A 16,144-nucleotide genomic window follows, 5' to 3' on the forward strand; every position below is an offset into this window, starting at 1 on the left:
AGGGATAGTTATGTTGAAATTTGATGAACAAAAACAAATTGAAAGCGTTAGCGGAGCTATTGCATTAAAAAATGAGATAGAACATATCATAGATGAGGTTTACGATAGAGGTTTTGATAATATTTATTATTTGGGCATTGGGGGCACGTATGCTTCCAGTATGCAAGCTGTGACTTATATTAACGGAAAAAGCAGCTTGCCCGTGTTTGTCCAGCATGCTGCAGAATATTATACAACTGGAAACAAAAGACTGACAGAGAAATCTATAGTGATATTGTCTTCCGTAACGGGATCAACGCAAGAAGTGGTGAAAGCAATCAAAATGATAAAAGAGCTAGGTTCAACGATTATTGCGTTTGTAGATGAACCGAATACTCCCTTAGCAGAAATGGGAGATTACGTTATCTCTTATCCGGGAAATGAGCAGTTAAAATTTTTTATGGCTGCCGACCGCTTCATGTATCGTAATGGTGAATTTCCAGATTATGAAGCTTATTATAAAGAATTAGAAGAGCATTTGGCTGTTGCTTTAGTAGAGGTAGAAAAGTCTGCTGATAATTTTGGATTTGAATTTGCTGAAAAACATCGTCATGATGAGATGCACTATTTCATCGGTGCAGGTAATCAATGGGGAGCAGTATATTCCTATGCAATGTGTTATTGGGAAGAACAAAGCTGGTTACGTTCTAAATCTATTCACGCTGCTGAGTTTTTACATGGTACATTAGAAATTGTAGAAGAAAATACGCCAGTAACTTTATTTATTGGTGAAGATGAGCAGCGTGAATTAGCAGAGAGAGTAGGTAATCTATTACCACGAATTTGTGGGAATTATACAATCATAGACTCAAAAGAATATGAATTACAAGGTATCAGCGATAAATATCGCGGAAGGTTATCATATTTCGTTATGCATGCGGTAACGCAAAGAATAGATGCTCATGTTGAAAAGCTAAATCGACATCCCTTAGAAATACGCCGTTATTATCGTCAGTTCGATTATTAGTGTTAAAAAATTATAATTAAAAGCATATAATTGGATAATTTCTATCTGATTATATGCTTTTTGTTAAATGAAAAAATTAATGCACTAGCTATGCTGGGAAATAGAGTAAGCATTAGTGATACACCGAACATAAAACTCTCGCATCTTTCTTGCTTGACCCTACAATTCTCCTGCACAACCCTATAAGGGCTGTCCTTTACAAATGAAACCTAAAGGGAAACTGAATTAAGATTTATCTTCATGGCAGTGAATCAAAGAAGATACACTGCCATCATCTGTCTCTTTACTTTGACTAGTTACCTCTCACCCTAAAGATAATATCCATTTACTATTCAATATCAATCCTTTCCCCTTGTGTATCAGAAAGATAAGCCGCCTCATTAAGCAAGGTTAACGAAATAATGTCTTCCTTGGTAATAGAAGGAGCCACATCATTTTCAATTAAGTGAACCCACTGCTCCATCGCTGTAGGTAAACTTTTCGGTAATTCTTCCGGTTCGAACCATTCATTTTTATTTAACTGCGTACTCCTGATTCGTACATTGGAATCTTCAATCAATAAACATCCCTCTGTCCCGTATAATTCTAATTGAAAAGGACTTCCATAAGAGGTGAATCCTGTTTCTATTACACCGATTGCACCGCTTTTGTATTGTGTAACAACAACGGCATTATCCTCTACGTTGTGTTTTGGTGATGGGTGCAGACTGGAATAAACGCTTGCCAAAGGGCCTGCCAAACGGTTTGTCAGGTAGATAGGATGAGCGCCTAAGTCAATCAAAGCACCGCCTCCGCAATCATCTTTATCATAAAAATGACTTGGAAGCCAACCATTAGGGTGTGTTTCTGTTGAAACAGATCCATTATGAGCTAATCTGCAGCGGATGCTGGTCAGATTTCCTAACCAGCCTTTTTTGAATGCTTCTTCTGCATAAAGGAAATAAGGCTCTGTAAGTCTTGGTAGGGATACCATGAGTTTTACATTTTCTTTTTCAACTGTTTTATATATTTTTTCACAATCTTCCGTGGTGAATGCCAATACTTTTTCTGTGAAAATATGTTTTTTATGTGCAGCCGCCTTCTGAATAATTTCTGTATGCCATTTCGTTGGTGTATTGATAATCACGGCATCAATATGAGCATCATTTAAAACGGTATCCAGATTTTCTTCGAATGGAATTTTCCATTTATCAGCCCATTCTTTCCCGCGACGGGTGTCCTCATCCCAAATACAAGCGAGGGAGAGCTGTTTGTTTTCTTGAACCTGCCGTGCATAATCCTCTGCGTGAACATGCCATTTACTAAGTAAAGCAACGTTAATCATATTTGTTTTCCTCCTCCTTAAAAAACTTAGTCAGCGTAATCCGATAGTTTGACCCATTTCTTTAAACGATGGGATTCTTCTACGGCATGCATAACAAGCTGATTAAGATAACCATCCTTAAAATTTGGGGCTTCCAGTGTTTTATTTTTAATCGAATCCATCATTGTTTTTATGAGATTGATAAAGGTGTGTTCGTATCCGAGAATGTGACCTGGAGGCCAGTAATTTTCTCCATAGGGATAAGCTTCTCCAGTACAGTTGATGATACGGAATCCTTGAAGCTCTGCGCTATCATTCTCCAGGTAAACATGCAAATGATTCATATTTTCAAGATCCCATCGAATAGATCCTTTTTCTCCGTTTATTTCAATTCTGTTTCCGTTTCGATTTCCCGTGGCGAAGCGGGATGCCTCAAAAACTCCTAAGGCACCATTTTCAAATTTCGTTGTAAAAATTGAAGCGTCGTCCACAGTAACAAGTTCCTTTTCCTCTGTGTTTTCCGGTGCGCTTGGTCTTTCTTTGATGAAAGTTTCTAGTAACCCGGAAACTTCAGAAATTTCGCCGACCAGGAACCTGGCTAAATCAATGATATGGCTGCCGATGTCCCCTAAAGCTCCAGATCCTGTTGTTTCTTTTCGGAGTCTCCAGGTAACTGGCGCAGATGGGTCAATCAACCAGTCTTGCAGGTATACTGCGCGTATGTGATAAATTTTTCCCAGCTGTCCTTCTTCTATCATCTTTTTCGCAAGTTGTATTGCTGGAGCAAATCGATAATTGTGACAGACCATGTGCATGACACCAGCCTTTTCAACTGCTTCAACCATCCTTTTGGCGTCCTCTAATGTTGTAGCTAATGGTTTTTCACAGATGACATGTTTCCCGGCTTCAGCAGCTGCAATTGCTATTTCAGCGTGGGTATGATTTGGTGACACAATATCGATTAAATCAATATCTTCCCGTTGAATCAATTTTTTCCATTCTGTTTCAGAAGAAGACCAGCCCATTTCAGAAGCGGCCTGGCTGACATTTTGCAAATTTCTTCCGCAAAGTGTTTGCAGAACAGGACGTTTCGCACTTTTAAAGTAAAAAGGAAGATTGCGATAAGCGATACTATGTGCTCTTCCCATAAACTGATAACCTATCATTCCAACTCGGACACACATGTATTTCACCTCTTCTTTGAAATAATGAAAAAACGATATTATTAGATAATTATAACTTGGCAGGACGTAAATCAGGAATTGAAATGGATACTTCTTTTCCGGCTTCGGCAGATCGTAATATTCCGTCAATAATCGCTTGATTGATTAAAATTTGTTCTGCTGGAATCGGAGCGATGTTCTTTCCTTCTTGAATGGCTTTGACGAATGCCCTTACTTTTTCATAAAAGATATTTAGACTGTGTTTTTTAACAGGAATTGATGTGTCAACATGCTGTCCATTTATATCGTGAAAGAGGTCAATGGAACCGATTCCCCCGTCCCATACACCGCTCCAAGGTCCTTGACCCGCCGGTGTCAGTTTCAATCCGGCATTGGTACCTAAGAACAGAGTTGGTCCTAATGTATCCATATGCATTGCCCAGGAAACTTTAAAATTAATGACTTTTCCACCCTCTAAACGAATGAGGGCAATTCCGAAGTCTTCCACCTCAAAATTCGCAGCATCAGGATGATAGTCCGGATTCGTACCAAACAAATTTGATGTGTAAGCGGAGACAGAGATTGGTTTTGGATAGCCTAATGTATTTAATGCTAAGTCCAGCGAATAACAGCCAATATCTGCCATCGCGCCGGCACCGGCTAATGCCTTTTTAATAAAAGTCCCTTGCGGCATTCCGCGGCGCCGGCCCCCGCCGGTTTGAACGTAGTAGACATTTCCTAACTCCCCGGAGCTTACAATTTCTTTTACCAATTGCATATTCGGGTCATATCTTGGCTGGAAACCGACTGTCAGCATTTTATCCATTTTCAATGATGTCTGAACCATATCTATCCCCTGTTCCAGTGTAATAGACAAAGGTTTTTCTACAAGTACATGTTTTCCTGCGAGCAGAGAATCAACACTTGTTTTATGGTGAGCGATATTCGGTGTGCAAACGCTTACTCCATCGAGGTCTAATTGTAATAATTCTTGAGGATCTTCAAAGGGTACCGCATTTTTTAATTCAAGTCTTTGGATAAATTTCGCTGCTTTCCCCGGAACTAAATCGGCTACAGCCACTATTTCCACATCACTCATTTTTTTATAGCATTGAGCGTGTGCATTGGCAATCCCGCCGCTGCCGATTATTCCAATTTTAACAGTTTGTGTCATAACTATTCCACCTTCACAAAAAATTTAATCTATTATTAAATATACTAAATATACATACTTAGTATGTCAACATTTATATTTTTGAAAATTTAAAATATGTAATTTGGAATTACATAAAAAATAAATATTGACAATCGTTGAAATAACTCACTATAATGATGATAATTAGAATTTATTAAAAAATCTAAAAAATATAAAAGGAGATTAAAATTTGATATGTCAAATGATGATATATTATTACAAGTTGAAGATTTGACCACTTCCTTCCGGATAGATGAACAATTTTATCCGGCGAATGACCATATTAATTTGGATGTATATGAGAATGAAATAGTGGCAATTGTCGGCGAATCAGGATGCGGAAAGTCTGCTTTTGGACATTCCATTATGGGTATGCATCATCAAGAACAAACGAAAATCAGTGGAAAGATTCATTTTAAAGGGGTGGATCTATTATCTTATTCCAACACTCAATTGAATAAAGTTCGCGGCAAAGAAATTAGTATGATTTTTCAGGACCCTCTAACTGCATTAAACCCTTTAATGATTGTGGGAAAACAAATTGAAGAGGGGATGAAATATCACACGAAATTATCTAAAAACAAACGAAAACAAAAAGCGATAGAAATTCTTAATGAGGTGAAAATTCCGCAGCCGGAAAGAGTATATTCACAATATCCCCATGAATTATCCGGCGGAATGCGGCAGCGGATTGTTATTGCGATTGCAATTGCCTGTGAGCCCTCTCTGATTATTGCTGATGAGCCTACGACTGCGTTGGACGTTACTATTCAAGCTCGAATTATCGATTTATTAAAAGAATTAAAAAGGCGAATGAAGACAAGCATTATTTTGATTACACATGATTTAGGTGTTGTGTCAGAAATGGCTGATCGCATAGCTGTGATGTATGCTGGAGAATTTGTAGAAATAGGAGAGGTGAAGCGTTTCCTGAAAAATCCGCTGCATCCTTATTCCAAATCATTGTTGTACTCACTTCCTTCCAAAAACAATCAGGGTGAAAAATTACACGTTATTAAAGGCGTGGTTCCATCTTTGAACCATCTTCAAAGGCAGGGCTGCCGCTTTAAGCCTCGAATGAACGGCACAGATGATTCTATTCACGAAGAAACACCAACGTTAAGAGAAGTTGAAAAAGGTCATTGGGTCCGGTGCACATGCTATAAACATTTTCACATTGAGAATTCTCATCAAGTGGTGGAGGAGGAGAAGGATGACGTTTTTCAAGGTCAATAATTTAAAGGTATACTATCCTATCCGTGGAGGCATTTTCCGCAGAGTCGTCAATCATGTTAAAGCAGTGGATAATATCAATTTTGAATTGAAACGGGGCGAAACATATGCGTTAGTAGGTGAATCAGGATGCGGAAAAACAACAACCGGCAGAACTGTCGTCGGGCTGACAAAAGCTACCTCCGGCGAGGTTATATTTAATAATTTGGATCTGACAAAATGTAACCGCAAACAAATTCGTGAAAGCAGAAGAGAGATACAAATGGTATTTCAAGATCCTTATTCTTCTTTAAACCCGAAAAAGACAGTCTATGATATCGTCGCTGAGCCTCTGCGGAACTTTGAGAACCTGTCGAAATCAGAAGAGAGGGAGCAAGTGGAATACTTTATGCAGAAAGTAGGAATGAGCAGGGATTCCTTATTTAAATATCCTCATCAGTTTTCAGGAGGACAGCGGCAGCGGGTAGGTATTGCCAGGGCATTAACATTAAAGCCTAAAATAATCATCGCTGACGAGCCGGTCTCTGCATTGGATGCTTCCGTACAGGCACAAGTACTTAACTTTATGCAAGACATCCAGGAAGAATTTGGCCTTACTTATCTTTTTATCAGCCATGATTTAGGGATAGTCCGGCATATGTGTAATCGAATCGGCATTATGTACAAAGGAAAATTTGTAGAAGAAGGTACAAGGGAAGATATCTATGAAAACCCGCAGCATATTTATACCAGACGCTTAATTGCTTCTATACCTGAATTAGATACAGATCAGCATCAGAATAGTGAATTGCTTCGAAAAAATATTGAAGAAGAATATCAAAAGGAAAATGATAAATATTTTAATGAAGATGGAAGCGTAATGGATTTAAAGCCTGTATCAGATACCCATTTTGCTGCATTACGCTAAGGGGGCTTGAAAATGTGGAAATTTGTTGTTCGCAGGATATTAATTATGATACCCCAGTTAGTTGTTTTAAGTATCCTGGTATTTATTCTGGCAAAGGTGATGCCTGGAGATGCTTTATCCGGTTTGGTGGAAACACCGGGTGTCGATTCATCAACGATTGAAGATATGAGAACAACTCTCGGAATTAATGATCCAGTCCATGTTCAATATCTAAACTGGATCAAAGGGCTGTCTCAAGGTGATTTAGGTACGTCCTATATTCATCAGCGGCCCGTTTTGGAATTATTAGAAGCGAGGCTTTGGAACACGGTTTATTTGTCAGCCGCGATTTTATTCTTAACATATCTTATCGCTATTCCTCTTGGTATTACGGCAGGAAGGTTTCATGATTCTTTGATAGATAAGCTGATTGTCGGCTACAACTATATCACCTATGCGACTCCTTTATTTATATTTGCATTATTAATGTTATTTGTATTCGGGTTTCAATTACAATGGTTCCCTACTGGGGGCAGCGCCGATATTAATTTGGAGCCTGGAACATTCAGCTACTATATGGATAAGATTTATCATTTACTTTTACCTGCTTTATCCGGTGCTTTATTAGCGACTGTTGGAACGATTCAGTATTTACGAAACGAGATTATAGATACGAAGATGAAGGATTTTATCAAAACAGCGAAATCCAAAGGCGTTCCAGAAGCAAAGATATATTCGCATCACATTCTTCGTAATTCTTTTTTACCTATCGCGGCATTTTTAGGATATGAAATTACAGGATTAATTACTGGTTCTATTTTTTTAGAGAGTATATTCAGCTATCCGGGAATTGGACAGTTGTTTCTGCAATCTATATCGCAAAGAGACTTCAGTGTAGTAACTGCACTGGTAATGGTAACAGGGGTAGCGACGCTGATCGGTACACTGTTATCGGATATTATATTGAGTTTGGTTGATCCGAGAATCCGGGTGGAATAGAGAGGAGGGATAGAGTGAGTGTTGAAAGCAGTACAAGCGCTGAAATTCCATCAAATAAATTAACGGGCCTAAAGATTATGTTTAATGAATTTAAGAAAGATAAATTAGCCATTGCTTCCGTTATTATTCTGCTGATCATTTTTATCTCAGTATTTGCTGGAGCGTTGATTTTAGATCAGGAAGAGGTCGTGCGGGTAGATTTATTTTCGATTTATTCTCCTCCGACTTCAGAGCATTTGTTAGGAACGGATTACGGAGGAAGAGATATTCTGGGGCAGCTTATTATTGGAGCAAAGAATTCCATTATCATCGGGTTTGTTATTACCGTGATTACAGGTGTTTTTGGATTTGCAATTGGTTTGATTTCCGGCTACTTCGGCGGGATTGTAGATAATATTATCATGCGCATCATTGATTTTATAATGATTTTGCCGTTTCTTATGTTGGTTATTGTGTTTATCACATTGATTCCAAAGTTCAATATTGTCACCTTTATTATGATTATGAGTGCATTTCTATGGGTCAGCAATGCCCGTTTAATCAGAGCCAAAACACTGGCAGAAAAAGAGCTGGATTATGTAAGTGCATCTAAAATGCTGGGAGCTTCCAATATAAGAATTATGTATAGAGAAATCCTGCCTAATTTAACTTCCATTATCATTGTTAACTTGACGCTAAGCTTTGCAGGAAATATTGGAATAGAGTCGGGATTGAGTTTCTTGGGATTTGGTTTGCCGGAAAGTACGCCGAGCCTGGGGACGTTAATTGGATATTCGACTAATCCTGAAGTATTACAGGGAATGTGGTGGATTTGGTTACCTCCATCATTATTAATTTTAATAATGATGTTGAGTATAAACTTCATTGGACAAGCACTAAAAAGGTCTGGGGATGCAAGACAAAGATTAGGATAGGAGGAGAGACAGTATGAGAAGGAAAAGTGCTTTGTGGATTGTTGTGTCAGGGATATTGTTCAGTATTATTTTAGCAGGATGCAACGGTGAGGGTGAAAGCGGCAGTGAGGGGAGTGGAGCAGAGGGCCAAACAGAAGAAATCAATCTTAATGAAGAGGTTCAAAATGACGGTGAAATTATCGAGGATGGAAGTTTAACCTATGGTTTAGTGTCTGATTCTCCATTCGAAGGAATTCTTAATAGTGCATTTCTTGCTGCGGCACCAGATGGCCAAGTGGTTCAATTTTTTGATGAAGCATTGCTGGCGGTAAACAAAGATTTTGAGATTACAAATGACGGAGCAGCTACTTTTGAAATGTCAGATGACAACAAAACAATCACTATTCAGATTAAAGATAATGTGAACTGGCATGATGGGGAGCCTGTGAAAGCGGAAGATCTTCAATTTGCTTATGAAGTAATAGGAAGTCCGGATTATATAGGCTCGCATTATGGATCATTAATACAAATGGTAGAGGGAATGGATGCGTATAATAGCGGGGAAGCAGATGACATCTCCGGGATTGAAATAATTGATGAGAAAACATTGTCAATAACATATACTGAAGCATCTCCTGCCATATTGAATGGGATATGGTCTACGCCGCTGCCAAAGCATTATTTAGGTGATATCTCAGTTCCTGATATCCCTTCTTCCAAAGAGGTAAGGGAAAATCCTATTGGATTTGGACCTTTTAAAGTGGATAGAATTGTGGCTGGAGAGTCTGTACAATATAGTCGTAATGATGATTATTGGAAAGGAAAACCGAAGCTTGCTTCTATTACGTTAAAGATAGTGAATCCAAACACTGTACTGCAGTCATTGGAAAGCGGAGAAGTAGATATTGCTGAAACGTTCCCGACAGATCAATATCCGAATGCGGCAGATGGAGAAAACTATCAAATTATTGGCGGCATCAATAATTCCTATACGTATCTCTCGTTTAAATTAGGACATTATGATACAGAAAAGAAAGAGAATGTGATGGATCGTCCAAAACTTCAAAATAAGGATTTAAGAAAAGCGATGGGATATGCGTTAGATATGGAACAAATTGCGGAGAATTTCTATCACGGCTTAAGTTTTCCGGCTACGACACTAATTGTTCCTTTCTTTGAAGGGTATCATGATGAAACAATAGAAGGATTTCCATATAACGTAGAAAAAGCAGAGGAGCTGCTGGATGAAGCTGGTTATGTAGATGTAGATGGTGATGGGTATAGAGAGGATCCAGACGGAGAAGAATTTATCATTAATTTCTTGGCAAGATCCGGAAGTGATACTTCTGAACCAATGGCTAAGTATTTCATCCAATCCTGGAATGACATTGGCCTGAATGTGGAGCTGGTTGATGGGCGTCTTCATGAATTCAATTCTTTTAATAAGATGGTGGATGATGATGAGCAAAAAGTGGATGTGTTTATTTCCGGCTGGGGAGTAGGGACAGATGTCGATCCTTCAGGCATTTACGGGCGAAAGATGCCTTATAATAATTCGAGGTTTGTCAGTGAGAAAAACGATGAATTATTAGAGGCTGCATTATCCGAGGAAGCATTTGATACAGAAAGACGTAAAGAAATATATAATGAATGGCAGGCTTATATGTATGAAGAATCCCCTGTAATCCCTATTTTGTACAGCTATAAATTGTTAGGGGTAAACAACCGGGTGAAAGACTATTCTTTTGATACCACCATCTTCGGAACTTGGGAAGAAGTCGGCGTAACGGAAGAAACAGCAGAATAAAGTCCCGCAGTAAAAACAGATGCTTTGTAATCCTATATCATTTGCTGAATGATATAGGATTATCTATTTCTGGATACTTCATCACTGTAACTTATTTGTTTTATGGCTCATTAGTAAATGTTACGTTCTGGACTTGATTTTTTGATGCTAGAAAGGTATGTTTGTCGTATAATGGTCACAAGTACTATTTCTTCATTCATTTACATCATGTAAATAGAATGGGGTGTTTTTGCATACATAGAACTCTTGGTCTTTTGGAGGATGTTCAAAAAGCCCAATAAAGATGATACGGTGAACTAGAGGATCTTCTACTAAGAACGTCCACGTCCTGGGACTGCGATTACTCGTCCCACCGAAAACATTTGTGAACAACATAGAAGTCATCACATCCTGTGAAAGTCCATTCGGAAAAAGTTAGTCGCCTTTTCTTGGTCCTATTTATCGGACTTTTTGAACACGCACTTTTAGGGAGAAGGGGGTATTTATATAATATTAATGTGATGAGAAGCACAGATATGGAAAATGAAATAGTACATTGATACAATCAATGTACTGATTGATAAAGGTGATAACAGTGAATTTATACAGGAAAATATATTTGGATGTCATAGAAGAAATACGGTCTGGTAATTTGAAAATTGGTGATAAATTACCAACCGAAAAAGCAATGTCAGAAAAGTATAAAGTCAGTAGAATTACAACCAAAAAAGCACTTGATTTACTTGCTCAGGAAAAGATTATTGAAAGATTTCAAGGGAAGGGATCTTTTGTTTCTTCAGGACATATAAAAAATCAAGAATCGAAAAAAGAAGCTTCGGTAAAAGCACTGCCACATTTAAGCGGCTTGGTGGGTTTAATCATTCCTGATTTTTCAGATGTTTTCGGACTGAAGCAAGTCAAAATGATAGAGGAAAAATGCAGTGAATATAATTATCATCTGGTGATAAAACGTACGCTTGGTTATGCAGAGGAAGAAAAAAAAGCGATCAATTCTTTAGTAGATAAAGGACTGGACGGGCTAATCATTATCCCTGCTCATGGAACGCATTACAATCATGATTTATTGCGCTTAGTAGTGGACAAATATCCACTTGTTTTGTTAGATCGTTATATTAAAGGTATCCCGGCAAGCTCTGTGCATATTAATAATCAGAAAGCTACCATAATGGCTATTAAATACCTTCTTGAAAAAGGGCACAGAGAACTGGCATTCATTTCTCCCCCAAAAGAAGGTGCTTCGTCGATAGAGGAACGCGAAATTGGCTTTCATATAGCTTTCTCTGATCAAAATCTCCCTGTAAACAATAACTACTTTTTATTAGATATCCAAAGCTCCATTCCCAAAAACTTTTCCTCCGATAATGTGAAGGAAATAGCAGAGAATGACAGGAGAAAAATAGAGGAATTTCTTAAGAAAAACCCTGAAATAACGGCAATTTTTTGTACAGATTACACGATTGCCAATATGGTTTATTCCGTTCTTGAATCATTGGGAAAGAAGATTCCAGAGGAATATGCAATTGTATGCTTTGATTCAGTATCCACAACGAATGGCAACCCTCTTTTTACACATATTTCACAAAGGGAAGATAAAATGGGAGAAGAGGCCGTTCACTTATTAATGAAACAGGTCAACGGGGAATATGACCCGAAACATGTGGAAGTAGACTTTGATTTTATTATAGGAGAGACTACTTAATTTTATTTGCGGAGAGAGTATTTTGAACAGGCTGAGGTTTTTCCTGACAGTTTATCGGGGAAAACCTTTTTTTGCCGCAGAAAGGGTTTCGGTCTACCGAACAAGTTCATTTTTTAAAGAACGTATAGAATAGAACAGGAATTGTTCCTGATTTTATAGAAGCAATTTATTCTGATAAGAACTAATATCATGCAATGACTACAATTTATTTTAATAGTTGTCAGAATTTGTCGTAAAATTTAAAAAATATTATAGAGATATTTTTTAAATAATCTGTTATTATTTAATAGATATTTAAATTCAGATAAAGGCAAACCATTCGAAAGATTGGGACGCAAAGTTACAGGTCTAAGGTTATGCTATGATGGCTGTGCTGCCTAAAATAATAGAATATTTTAGGGGGGTTTGAATGAATAATCTTGCAGATAGAAAAGAATTGGATAAAGAATGGGTTGAGCTTATCAAGGAAGCATTAAAAATAGGAATTGGTATTGAAGAAGTCAGGCAGTTCTTAAAGGAGAACTAAAGTTTCTTAATGTCTGTCAATTGAGTTATATTTCCGTATTTAAGCAGTATTAAAACAGGTGGAAAGTTTTTTAGAATTGGCAATCTTTTTGTATGGAGTTAAATAGATAGACTAACAATAATCATTTATATAAAATTTTTTGAAATAATTAAAAGCATATAACTAGATAGTTTTCTATCTGGGCTATATGCTTTTGTTATATAGAAAGAAATTAGAATCAGAAAATGAGGAGGAAACCAACTTATAGAAGCTTCAAATATAAAGCATAACTGAAAGGAGAATGAATAACATGATATCTCACGTAATATGGGATCTGGGAGAAACATTAACTACTCCTCCCAATAGCAGAATGGATGTAAAACCGCTGACGGAATATCCGGAAATAGAATTAAGAGAGCATGTATTAGAGGTGCTGGAGACAATTAATAAAATGGGATTAAAGCATGCGATTCTCAGCAATACAGCAACAAGTGACAGTGATGTTGTCCGGGAGCTCCTGAAAAGGCTACATATATTAGATAAATTTGAATATATTTTTGCTACGAAGTCTGAATTAGATCCGTCTGTTCCAGAAAAGCCCGACAGTGTCGTATATCATTATGTTCTCGATGAATTAGATATCCGGCCAGATGAAGCTGTTATGATAGGTAATACATGGGATACTGACATCATTGGCGCGAATCGAATTGGCATGCACGCAATTTGGCTGCAAAATCCGGAAATTTCTGTGAGAAAGGATTATGATGAAAAGGTTGTAACCCCTCCATGGATTTTGCCGGTCTGGGATCTTGAAGCTGTTCCAAAAGCACTTGAGTTGCTTGTTGGATGCAGTCAGGGAGAGGAGAGAGGATAGTATATGTATTTTTTTTGAACAAAAAGTGAAGGCGCAGTCCCCTTCAAATTGAGAAGCAATTAGTGAGGGTCAGCCTTCACGGTCTTGGTTTTCGATATAGTTTTTGATTACTTTTAAAGAAGCTCCTCCTGTCGAAAGGATAAGATAGCTTCTAATCCAAAAATAAGGTTTCCAATAATATGGCGCTAAGAATACAGCGAATTCCGTTCGTATATATCTTGAGGATACCGTTTTAAAACGGTTTGTTTTATAATGTGATTATAACACATATATAAGGGAGGGTTGGTTGATGCAACAGACGAAAACGATTAAAAATAAAATAACCTCTCACAGTTCGAAAACCTTCGAACCTACACTTGCTATCTATCGGAAGGCACTATCTTTTCTGGTAGATGTTATCAATACGGAATGGTCTGTTTTAGAAAATTTAAGCACAAAAGAGTTGGTAAACGCTGTAGAAAAATTAACACATCACACCAAAACGAACCCCTGCCCAAAGTATGATTTTGACGCAACATTTTATAAGTTTCCTTCTTATCTTCGAAGGGCTGCCATTTCTAAAGGTTATGGAATTGTGAAAAGTTATCGTTCCAACTATCAAAACTGGTTGGATGAAAAAAGCGAATCAATTGTTAACGGTAAGCATTTTAAGAAAAAACCTCCCGTTTTAACCGTGAAGCATCAAGCATTTCCGGTGTTCTATAAAGGAAATATGTTTAAACAGGTATCTGACAATCAAGCAAAGATAAAGGTTTTCCTGGGCAATGATTGGGTTTGGGTAACGATTACTTTCCATCATAAAAACTTGAAGAATCGTGGAATTGCCGGTTGGAAAGAAAATAATCCTACCTTAGTAAAAACAGGCAAAAAGTATTTCATTCATTTTTCTTATGAGAAAAAGATTCAATTAAATAAAACAAAATTAAAAGAACAAGTCATCGTTTCTGTAGACTTAGGTATCACGAATTCTGCGGTTTGTTGTGCAATGCGTTCAGATGGAACTGTCATCGGCAGGAAATTTATTAATCAACCGGTAGAAAAAGACCGTATGTACACAAAAATCAACAAACTAAAGAAAGCTCAACGTCATTCAGGGTATGTAAATGCACCAAACTATTGGAGACGAATTAATGGTCTAAAGAAACATATTGTGCATCATACATCTTCAGAAATTATCAAATTTGCTGTCGATCATCAAGCAGATATCATCGTATTTGAGTACCTTGGTAAAATGAAACACCCAGAGGGGATGTATGGTGCAAAAAAGTTACGCCATAAAGTACATCATTGGAGCAAGCTGGGCATTCAAAGGAAAGTTGAAGAGATGGCACATTACAAAGGCGTACGTATTCGACGAGTAAGCGCTAAGTATACTTCCGCGCTTGCTTTTGACGGTTCTGGAGAAGTGAAACGGAATCATAAAAAAGACCTTGCCGCCTATCAAAATGACAAAGTCTATCACGCAGATTTAAATGCTTCTTATAATATAGGAGCACGGTATTTTATTAGAGAATTCCTTAAATCCTTTTCTGAAAAGAAAAGGTTACTACTGGAGGCAAAAGTTCCTTCCTTAGTAACTAGAACTCGGCTGACATTGGCTTCATTAATTAGCTTACATCAGGCGTTACGTACTAATGGTGCGTGATTATGCGTGCTGTTTGCTGTATTTAAGTCAATAGAAGCCCCTTTCAAATCTTAGATTTGGTGGGGGAGGTTCACTGGGCTTAAAATATATTTATAAATTATTTACAACATGAAAGCTAGCAAATTCAAAATTGCTAGCTTTCATGTTTGAACCGAACTTTTTTAGTAAATAAGGAATAAATTGAAAAAGAAAAATGGCTTCATGTATCATTAAAACTTAGGTTGGAACCCTTTTTCGATTTCAACCATTAATCCTTCTCAATCTCAACCTCTTCCTTCCCAAGAATATAATAATTCAATTCTTTATCAGGAATGTTCTTAATATCCTTACGCTTGATTAAATAAAAGATAATCCCCAAAACAACCCACGCAGCTAATGCAATTCTGGACTCAATCCCTAAAAATGCCGGTGAACCCGGGATAAGCAGTAATCCAAGGAAGATAATACTGGCCACCATACCCAGGATGGCAACAATTTTTTTCCTGGGTGCTTCAATATGCTTTTTCTCATTAAACGTATGATCCTTTTTCATTTTGAATAACGTAAAAGCGGCATAACAGGTATAAAAATAAGCAATGGTTACACCGATGGAGGACATATCTACGACCCACATCAATGCTTCTCTCCCAAACCATGGTGATAACATAGCAATGACTACTGCAAAAATGATACCCAGGCTTGGTGTGTTATATTTCAGATGAAGCTTAGAGAAGCCTTTTGGAATAAACTTAGCACGGGACATGGCGAATAAAAGGCGGCTGGATGAAATAATAAATCCATTCAGACCGGTAAAAATTCCCATGGTTAATGCGACTGCAAGGATGGCCAGGCCTAAAGGTCCGAGCAGGTTTTCAATGATATAACCAGTTCCCCAGATGTGATTTTCTTCAACAACGCCCTCCCACGGACGAACCATGGAAGTAACAATAATCATTA

Annotated in this window: 14 protein-coding genes, 1 pseudogene and 1 riboswitch; of the genes and pseudogenes, 10 read left to right on the top strand and 5 right to left on the bottom strand. The window is 37.6% G+C overall.

Annotated elements, in window-relative coordinates; translation table 11 throughout:
* The first annotated feature begins 10 nt into the window (after positions 1-10).
* Positions 11-1,006 (top strand): SIS domain-containing protein, encoded by a 996-nt coding sequence (locus BN1068_RS04435; protein ID WP_077601632.1) that lies wholly within the window; start codon positions 11-13, stop codon positions 1,004-1,006.
* Positions 1,007-1,334: 328 nt separating this feature from the next.
* On the opposite strand, the gene BN1068_RS04440 is transcribed toward BN1068_RS04435, so the two are convergent.
* From BN1068_RS04440 to BN1068_RS04450, 3 genes are read right to left on the bottom strand one after another with little or no spacing between them, the layout of a single operon-like run.
* Entirely contained in the window at positions 1,335-2,330 is a 996-nt protein-coding gene (locus BN1068_RS04440) for a Gfo/Idh/MocA family protein (RefSeq protein WP_077601633.1), read from the bottom strand.
* Between the two features lie 26 nt (positions 2,331-2,356).
* Complete coding sequence (locus tag BN1068_RS04445; RefSeq protein ID WP_077601634.1) at positions 2,357-3,493, bottom strand: Gfo/Idh/MocA family protein; 1,137 nt, start codon at positions 3,491-3,493, stop codon at positions 2,357-2,359.
* Positions 3,494-3,542: 49 nt separating this feature from the next.
* Positions 3,543-4,646, bottom strand: coding sequence for a Gfo/Idh/MocA family protein (locus BN1068_RS04450; protein ID WP_077601635.1), 1,104 nt, complete (start codon positions 4,644-4,646; stop codon positions 3,543-3,545).
* A gap of 216 nt (positions 4,647-4,862) precedes the next feature.
* Between BN1068_RS04450 and BN1068_RS04455 the strand changes: the two genes are divergently transcribed.
* From BN1068_RS04455 to BN1068_RS04490, 8 genes are all read left to right on the top strand, one after another.
* Positions 4,863-5,903: an ABC transporter ATP-binding protein gene (locus tag BN1068_RS04455; protein ID WP_077601636.1), complete on the top strand. Its 1,041-nt coding sequence runs from the start codon at positions 4,863-4,865 to the stop codon at positions 5,901-5,903.
* The gene (locus tag BN1068_RS04460; RefSeq protein ID WP_077601637.1) at positions 5,881-6,807 is read left to right on the top strand and encodes an ABC transporter ATP-binding protein; all 927 of its coding nucleotides are present in this window, start codon (positions 5,881-5,883) and stop codon (positions 6,805-6,807) included. The genes BN1068_RS04455 and BN1068_RS04460 overlap by 23 nt, the downstream gene beginning before the upstream one ends.
* Before the next feature lie 12 nt (positions 6,808-6,819).
* The gene (gene opp4B, locus BN1068_RS04465) at positions 6,820-7,785 is read left to right on the top strand and encodes an oligopeptide ABC transporter permease (protein WP_077601638.1); all 966 of its coding nucleotides are present in this window, start codon (positions 6,820-6,822) and stop codon (positions 7,783-7,785) included.
* A 14-nt stretch (positions 7,786-7,799) separates the two neighbouring features.
* On the top strand, positions 7,800-8,699 hold the full coding sequence (locus BN1068_RS04470) for an ABC transporter permease (protein ID WP_303046890.1): 900 nt from the start codon (positions 7,800-7,802) through the stop codon (positions 8,697-8,699).
* Between the two features lie 13 nt (positions 8,700-8,712).
* Positions 8,713-10,485, top strand: a complete 1,773-nt coding sequence (gene opp4A, locus BN1068_RS04475) for an oligopeptide ABC transporter substrate-binding protein (RefSeq protein WP_077601639.1) — start codon at positions 8,713-8,715, stop codon at positions 10,483-10,485.
* A gap of 574 nt (positions 10,486-11,059) precedes the next feature.
* Complete coding sequence (locus BN1068_RS04480; protein ID WP_175637071.1) at positions 11,060-12,184, top strand: GntR family transcriptional regulator; 1,125 nt, start codon at positions 11,060-11,062, stop codon at positions 12,182-12,184.
* Positions 12,185-12,483: 299 nt separating this feature from the next.
* Positions 12,484-12,565, top strand: a riboswitch (cyclic di-GMP riboswitch).
* Positions 12,566-12,593: 28 nt separating this feature from the next.
* On the top strand, positions 12,594-12,710 hold the full coding sequence (locus BN1068_RS04485) for an anti-repressor SinI family protein (protein ID WP_077601641.1): 117 nt from the start codon (positions 12,594-12,596) through the stop codon (positions 12,708-12,710).
* 289 nt (positions 12,711-12,999) lie between these two features.
* Positions 13,000-13,563 carry an HAD family hydrolase gene (locus BN1068_RS04490; protein ID WP_077601642.1) on the top strand — a complete coding sequence of 188 codons (564 nt, stop codon included), beginning with the start codon at positions 13,000-13,002 and terminating at the stop codon, positions 13,561-13,563.
* A gap of 69 nt (positions 13,564-13,632) precedes the next feature.
* On the opposite strand, the pseudogene BN1068_RS04495 reads toward BN1068_RS04490, so the two are convergent.
* A pseudogene (locus BN1068_RS04495) lies at positions 13,633-13,794 on the bottom strand (transposase); the annotation flags it as partial.
* 58 nt (positions 13,795-13,852) lie between these two features.
* Here BN1068_RS04495 and BN1068_RS04500 point away from each other — a divergent pair.
* Complete coding sequence (locus tag BN1068_RS04500) at positions 13,853-15,208, top strand: RNA-guided endonuclease TnpB family protein (protein WP_077601643.1); 1,356 nt, start codon at positions 13,853-13,855, stop codon at positions 15,206-15,208.
* A 247-nt stretch (positions 15,209-15,455) separates the two neighbouring features.
* Here BN1068_RS04500 and BN1068_RS04505 read toward each other — a convergent pair.
* Positions 15,456-16,144 (bottom strand): APC family permease (locus BN1068_RS04505; RefSeq protein ID WP_139344723.1); only part of this gene is annotated, 689 nt, incomplete at its 5' end.

It is taken from the genome of Oceanobacillus sojae, assembly GCF_900162665.1.
Taxonomy (GTDB): domain Bacteria; phylum Bacillota; class Bacilli; order Bacillales; family Amphibacillaceae; genus Oceanobacillus; species Oceanobacillus sojae_A.

Excerpts from the sequence above, each read along its gene's own strand:
- BN1068_RS04435 (WP_077601632.1), top strand. The coding sequence starts at position 11 with ATGTTGAAATTTGATGAACAAAAACAAATTGAAAGCGTTAGCGGAGCT.
- BN1068_RS04500 (WP_077601643.1), top strand. The coding sequence starts at position 13,853 with ATGCAACAGACGAAAACGATTAAAAATAAAATAACCTCTCACAGTTCG.
- BN1068_RS04455 (WP_077601636.1), top strand. The coding sequence starts at position 4,863 with ATGTCAAATGATGATATATTATTACAAGTTGAAGATTTGACCACTTCC.
- BN1068_RS04485 (WP_077601641.1), top strand. The coding sequence starts at position 12,594 with ATGAATAATCTTGCAGATAGAAAAGAATTGGATAAAGAATGGGTTGAG.
- BN1068_RS04440 (WP_077601633.1), bottom strand. The coding sequence starts at position 2,330 with ATGATTAACGTTGCTTTACTTAGTAAATGGCATGTTCACGCAGAGGAT.
- BN1068_RS04460 (WP_077601637.1), top strand. The coding sequence starts at position 5,881 with ATGACGTTTTTCAAGGTCAATAATTTAAAGGTATACTATCCTATCCGT.
- opp4B (WP_077601638.1), top strand. The coding sequence starts at position 6,820 with ATGTGGAAATTTGTTGTTCGCAGGATATTAATTATGATACCCCAGTTA.
- BN1068_RS04490 (WP_077601642.1), top strand. The coding sequence starts at position 13,000 with ATGATATCTCACGTAATATGGGATCTGGGAGAAACATTAACTACTCCT.
- BN1068_RS04450 (WP_077601635.1), bottom strand. The coding sequence starts at position 4,646 with ATGACACAAACTGTTAAAATTGGAATAATCGGCAGCGGCGGGATTGCC.
- opp4A (WP_077601639.1), top strand. The coding sequence starts at position 8,713 with ATGAGAAGGAAAAGTGCTTTGTGGATTGTTGTGTCAGGGATATTGTTC.
- BN1068_RS04445 (WP_077601634.1), bottom strand. The coding sequence starts at position 3,493 with ATGTGTGTCCGAGTTGGAATGATAGGTTATCAGTTTATGGGAAGAGCA.